A 5,543-nucleotide genomic window follows, 5' to 3' on the forward strand; every position below is an offset into this window, starting at 1 on the left:
GGGGGCGGCCCCCCCCCCCCCCCCCCCCCGCAGCCTTACTCCGTGCTCGGCCCGGCCTTGCTGCTCGATTCCGCCTTCAGGGCTGCCTCGAACGCCTTCTCCCACCGGGAGGCCAGCACCGCTGCCTCCTCGATCTCCTTGTCCGGGGTGCCCGGCGGAGGATTGGCGGGATCGAATGTCAGCCCTTCGGGCTTCAGGCTCAGGGCGAGATCCTTGGCCTTGTTGAATGCCGCTGTCGCCTTGGTGATCTTGTCGACGTCTTCGCGGGAAACCGATGCTCCGAGCTTCTTGAGCCCGGCCAGCGCCGTTTCCGGCGCGCCGCTGCCGCCCTCCTGATCTCCGCTCGTCGAGCCGACCTCACCCGAGCGCCGGCGGCCTTCATCCTCCTCGCGCTCTTCCTCATCCCTGGGACGATCCTCGTCGCGGTCGTCCCGGTCATCCCGGTCGCCGCCATCGTCCCGGTCGTCGTCATCCCGCTGGCTGCTGCCGGAATCGTCGCCGTCATTGCTCGTGGACGCCTCGAGGCTGGCGATGATCTTCTTCGCGATATCGTCGCCAAGCCTGCCGCCGACCGCCAGCATCGCGAGCATGGTGACGGCCGTCATCACCCCGAAATTGATCCGGCCGTCCGCGCCATGGATGTTTGCGTGTTCCGTGAGCTCCAGGCTCGGATGCCCGGGCGCGAAGGTGGCATTGGCGGGCAGGCCCAGCGTGCTGTTGTGGGCAACGATGTCGAAGAAGCCCTCCTGCGTGACGAACAGGCTGATCAGGTTCATGATCGAGGGGATGAGCCCGATGATGGTTCCCCCGAAATACGAGCCGAATGTCCGCGCGACGTCGGATGTCGAGTAGGCTCCGTCCATCGTCATGAGGATCAGAAGCAGGACCGTGGCTATGTAATAGGGGATGTAGTCCGTCAGCAGAGCCACGACCCTGATGGCGGCCAGGGAGGAGATGGCGCCCAGAATCCCACCGATCAACGACAGCAGCACGCCGACGACGAGCTTCTTTTTCTCTTCGAGCGGCATCTCCCGCATGGTCTGGGGCAGGTTCAACGCAGCTTTCCCCCAATCCACCGGTGCCTGTGCCATGCGCCGGACCAGGCTGTGCTCATTCCGGTCGTCCGCCTGATCGTCCTGGGCGGCATCGGGGTCGGTCGTGATGCCGCCGACCACCGCTTCGAGCGTGCCGGCCAACTGCGCCAGATCGACCCGCATGGCCTTCATGGCCTGTCTCTGCGTGTCGGACATCCGTTCGCCCTTCTCGACCCAGTCGTCGCCGATCGTGTTCAGGATCCCGATGAGTTTGCTGCCGGCCTTGAAGTACTTCCGGATGTCCTCTTCGGTTTGCTCATTGGCGACGGCCATCGTGTCGCCTCGCGCGAACCGGGAACCCTGGTTTTTGGGCTTCAGTTTCCGCCAAAGGGCGGCCGCCTTGTCCGGGTGGTTCGCGGCGACGAAGAGCGCGAACTCGATCGCCCCCACGCCGGTCAGGAAGGCCTTGTGCTCGATGATCTCCTTGGCGGTGTGGCCCATGTCCACCGCCTTCTCGTCCCCCGGATTGTCGTTGGCATTGGCGATGATGTACTGCTGGGCGGAATAGAACAGGGCGGGCAACGCCCAGATCAACTGGCGCTCATTCACGTGCTGCCAGATCGCCCGGTTCGTGGTGCCGGCGGCGCCCATCATCCCCAGGGCGAGCAGCGCCGTCCGGAGATAGGCCCCGGACAGTCCGAGGATATAGAACCAAGCCGTCGGATTCGAATAATACGCGTAGGCGAAGGGGGCGGCCGTGATGGTGAGCGTCGCGGCGGTGAGGGCAACCTTGCCCCACCGGTCCTTGCCGGTCTCTCCGTACGCCACCGCACCGGTGCTCCGGATCAGCGCCTGGCTTTCGCGGGCTATCTTGTCCTTGATGAAATCGAGATCGGCCTGATTTCCGTAGGGTGGGCGTTCGAGATCGTTGGCCTTCTGCGCCAGCGCTTGGAAGGTGTCCCGGATGGCATCGAGCAGGCGCTGATGGTCCTCCGCTCCGATGTTCGCCGGCAATTCGATGCGGCGCATCAGATCCCTGAGCTCGGGCGAATGCGTCACATCGGTGTAGGCCGAGGTCCATCGCAGCGCACTGTTCAACTGGCCCAGCGTTCCCGGACTGCGCCGCTCGATCATGGTGGTGTACGCCGTCTGGGACTGGCTTTGCGCCGCGCCCAGCACGGCGGCGACAACGGCCGGCGAGTCGGCGAACGACGCGGCCAATGCGGCGTCGATGTCTGTTGCCTCGACCAGCCATCCGACCAGATTCGCAGGGATCGGCGGAACTCCGGTCTCGAGATCGCGGTCCTGTACGGAGGCCCGGCTGCCACGATCTTCCATGGGGATCGACAGCGGCCCTTCCTGGAGCGCTGAAATACCGACGTCACTCATCCTCGGGTCTCCTCGGCGGAAGCCAGTGCATTTGCCCGCAAGGATAAAGGCTGGGTCGGGCCGGGCCCCATGCGATGCTCTGATCCGGCCATAAGCCCGGCGCATGGTCGGCCTTTCGCCACGGCCGCCGGGAACGCTCGCCCGGTTTGACAGCGGCCCCGCCCTGCCATAACTTAACTGAAAAGTTAAATATGGGATCCGCCGGACCAAACCAACAATCGGTCCGGCGGGGCGAGGGAGACACGAGCATGGCACAGCGAATCCTGATCCTGGTCGGGACCAAGAAGGGCGCGTTCATCGCCGAGAGCGACCCGGCGCGGCGGTCGTGGCGGCTGCGGGGGCCGTTCTGCGAGACCTGGCCGATCAACCATGTCGTCGCCGACCCGGCCTCCGGCACGATCTACGGCGCCGGCGGCAATGAATGGTTCGGCCCGGCGGTCTGGAAATCGACCGATCTCGGCGAGACCTGGACCCATTCCAGCGACGGGCTGGCCTATGCCGAGGGGCAGGAGCCGATCAAGGCGGTGTGGAGCCTGTGCGTGCGCAACGGGCGCGTATATGCCGGCGTGCAGCCGGCCGGCCTGTTCCACAGCGACGATGGCGGCCAGTCCTGGAGCCATGTCGAGGGGCTGCAGCGGCATCCGACCCGGCCGGAATGGAGCCCTGGCGGCGCCGGGCTGATCCTGCATTCGCTGGTGCTGCATCCGGACGACCCGGGCAAGATCTGGGTCGGCATCTCCGCTGCCGGGGTGTTCCACACCGCCGATGGCGGCGAGACCTGGGAGACCCGCAACCGCGGCACCCGCGCCGATTTCATGCCCGAGGACCAGCGCTATCCGGAGTTCGGGCAATGCGTGCACTGCCTGGTGATGGCGCCGGGCAAGACGGAGCGGCTGTACCAGCAGAATCATTGCGGCATGTACCGCAGCGACGACGGCGGCCGGCGCTGGGACAGCATCGAGGCGGGGCTGCCCTCCAGCTTCGGCTTCCCGGCCGCGGCCCATCCGCGCGACGCGGACACGCTGTTCCTGCTGCCGCTCAACGGCGACATCAAGGGCCGCTTCGTGCCGGACGGCAGGGCCGCGGTCTGGCGCACCCGCGACGGCGGTGCCAGCTGGCAGGATCTGCGCCGCGGGCTGCCGCAGGAGAATGCCTATTTCGGCGTGCTGCGCCAGGCCATGGCGACCGACCGGCTGGACCCGGCCGGGGTGTATTTCGGCACCTCGGGCGGCGCCCTGTTCGCCAGCGCCGACGAGGGCGAGAGCTGGGATTGCATCGCCCAGCATCTGCCCTCGATCCTGTCGGTCGAGACCCTGGTGGTCGACTGCTGAGCGATGGCCGAGCCGCGAACAAAGGAGGCCGTGCTGGTGCGGCTGCCGACGGTGCTGACCATCCTGTTCCCGGGCGCGCCGCCGCGGGTCGAGCTGCGCGCCGGCACCGTGGCCGAGGCGATCGACGGGCTGAACCAGCGCTGGCCGGGGATGGGCGACCGCATCCGCGACTCCAGCCCGGCGATCCGCCGGCACATCAACATCTTCGTCGACGGCCGGAAGGCCAAGCTGGAGACGAAGCTGGAGCCGGGGGCGGAGATGTTCGTGCTGACCGCGATCAGCGGCGGCTGACCGCCGCCACGCCGTCATGGCCGCGCTGCGCCAAAGCGAGCAGCAGCAGGCACAGCGCCGAGGCGACGAGGCCGGCGCCGGCCGCCGCCGGCCAGCCGAGATGGCTCGCCGCGGCGGCCAGCAGCGGTGGGCCCAGCAGCGACCCGGAGGCGCCGCCCTGGGCCAGCAGGCCGTTCGCGGTCGCCATGTCGCCGCCGGGGCCGACCGCGTCCGGCAGGCGGGCGAAGACCACGGCCGGCACGGCGCCTGAGATCGCGTTCAGCAGCGTCGCCGCCACGGCCGGCCAGAGCCAGGATCCCTGCGACGGGGTGAACACGGCGAACAGCAGCAGCGCCGGTACGGCGACGCCGAACGCGGTGAAGCCGCCGAGCGGCCGGTCGCGCCGCATCCACCAGGCCGCGGCCAGGCCGCCCAGCACCGAGGCGAAGGCGGCCGCGCCGGTGATCAGCCCGGCGGTCGAGGCCGAGACGCCGCGCTGGCCGGTGAAATAGGCCGGCATCACCGCCAGGAGGCCGACCTCGAAGGTGGTGTAACAGGCGAAGCCGATCGCCATCAGCCAGGCACCGAGCGGCGCCCGGGTGGGACGGGCGCCATCAGCCCGGCGCGGCGCTGCCTCGGGCGGCGTCGGCAGGCGCCAGGACGGCAGCAGCAGCAGGGCGGTCAGCGCGGCGCTGCCCAGCAGCACCCAGCGCCAGGGCGCGACCTCGACGCCCAGGCCGGCCAGGATGCTGCCTGTGGCGAAGCCGACCGGGAAGAAGGTGCTCCACAACGCCAGCGCAGTCGACCGCTGCGCCGCGGATGCCGTGGCGATGGTCAGGGTCGGGGCGGCGACCGCCACGGCGAGATAGGCCACGGCCTCGACGATGCGCCACAGGAACAGCCCGGCGACGGCCGAGGTGGCGGCCATGCCGGCGGCGGCGATCGCCATCAGCAGCAGCCCGGCCAGCAGGGCGCGACGGGCGCCGACGCGGCTGATCACCACCCCGGCGAACAGTCCCAGCGTGGCGCCGCCGATCTCCAGCAGCGACACCAGCAGCGCGGCGACGGTGAGGTCGAGGCCGAGGTCGTGCTGCATCGGCGGCAACAGCGCCGACAGCTTGCCGAGCTGCGCCGCCGCGGCCACACCGGCGGCATAGATCACCAGGATCGCCAGCCAGGATCCGCGGGACGACATGATCACTCCGTATTCAGAACCGGGCGATCGTAGCGAAGGAGCGGGGGAGGGTGGCTGAATAAGATATTCAGGCGCCAGTGGCGTCTTGTCGGAACAGCAGTCCGTCCCTTCGTCGTCATTCCCGCGAAAGCGGGACTCTCTTTCCGATACTAGTGGTGGAAGTCTGACGCTTGGCACCCACGGGAAATGGCGGGAGACGACCCAAAGGCGACCTTCGCCAGGAATTCGCGCGCGACCGGATTGGCGGAATGCGGCTATTCCCAATGAAGGATGAGTCAGAACGACATGCTACAATTCGCTTCAATTCGTTGCGGTCGTGTCTGT

4 protein-coding genes are annotated in these 5,543 nt (G+C 68.4%); 2 read left to right on the top strand and 2 right to left on the bottom strand.

From position 1 onward, the window contains the following. Window positions 1-35: 35 nt before the first annotated feature. A complete protein-coding gene (locus AAHM41_RS38515; protein WP_342241927.1) occupies window positions 36-2,423 on the bottom strand; it encodes a hypothetical protein in 2,388 nt (795 codons plus the stop codon). 248 nt (window positions 2,424-2,671) lie between these two features. On the opposite strand from AAHM41_RS38515, the gene AAHM41_RS38520 reads away from it, so the two are divergent. Beyond that, window positions 2,672-3,754 carry a WD40/YVTN/BNR-like repeat-containing protein gene (locus AAHM41_RS38520; protein ID WP_342241928.1) on the top strand — a complete coding sequence of 361 codons (1,083 nt, stop codon included), beginning with the start codon at window positions 2,672-2,674 and terminating at the stop codon, window positions 3,752-3,754. A 3-nt stretch (window positions 3,755-3,757) separates the two neighbouring features. Further along, a complete protein-coding gene (locus tag AAHM41_RS38525) occupies window positions 3,758-4,045 on the top strand; it encodes a MoaD/ThiS family protein (protein ID WP_342241929.1) in 288 nt (95 codons plus the stop codon). Here the strand turns inward: AAHM41_RS38525 and AAHM41_RS38530 are convergent. After that, window positions 4,032-5,219: an MFS transporter gene (locus AAHM41_RS38530; protein ID WP_342241930.1), complete on the bottom strand. Its 1,188-nt coding sequence runs from the start codon at window positions 5,217-5,219 to the stop codon at window positions 4,032-4,034. The genes AAHM41_RS38525 and AAHM41_RS38530 overlap by 14 nt on opposite strands. Between the last annotated feature and the right edge of the window lie 324 nt (window positions 5,220-5,543).

Source organism: Inquilinus sp. OTU3971 (assembly GCF_038440215.1).

What these genes read in the sequence shown, in the direction of transcription:
- AAHM41_RS38515 (WP_342241927.1), bottom strand. Translation starts at nt 2,423, where the DNA reads ATGAGTGACGTCGGTATTTCAGCGCTCCAGGAAGGGCCGCTGTCGATC.
- AAHM41_RS38520 (WP_342241928.1), top strand. Translation starts at nt 2,672, where the DNA reads ATGGCACAGCGAATCCTGATCCTGGTCGGGACCAAGAAGGGCGCGTTC.
- AAHM41_RS38525 (WP_342241929.1), top strand. Translation starts at nt 3,758, where the DNA reads ATGGCCGAGCCGCGAACAAAGGAGGCCGTGCTGGTGCGGCTGCCGACG.
- AAHM41_RS38530 (WP_342241930.1), bottom strand. Translation starts at nt 5,219, where the DNA reads ATGTCGTCCCGCGGATCCTGGCTGGCGATCCTGGTGATCTATGCCGCC.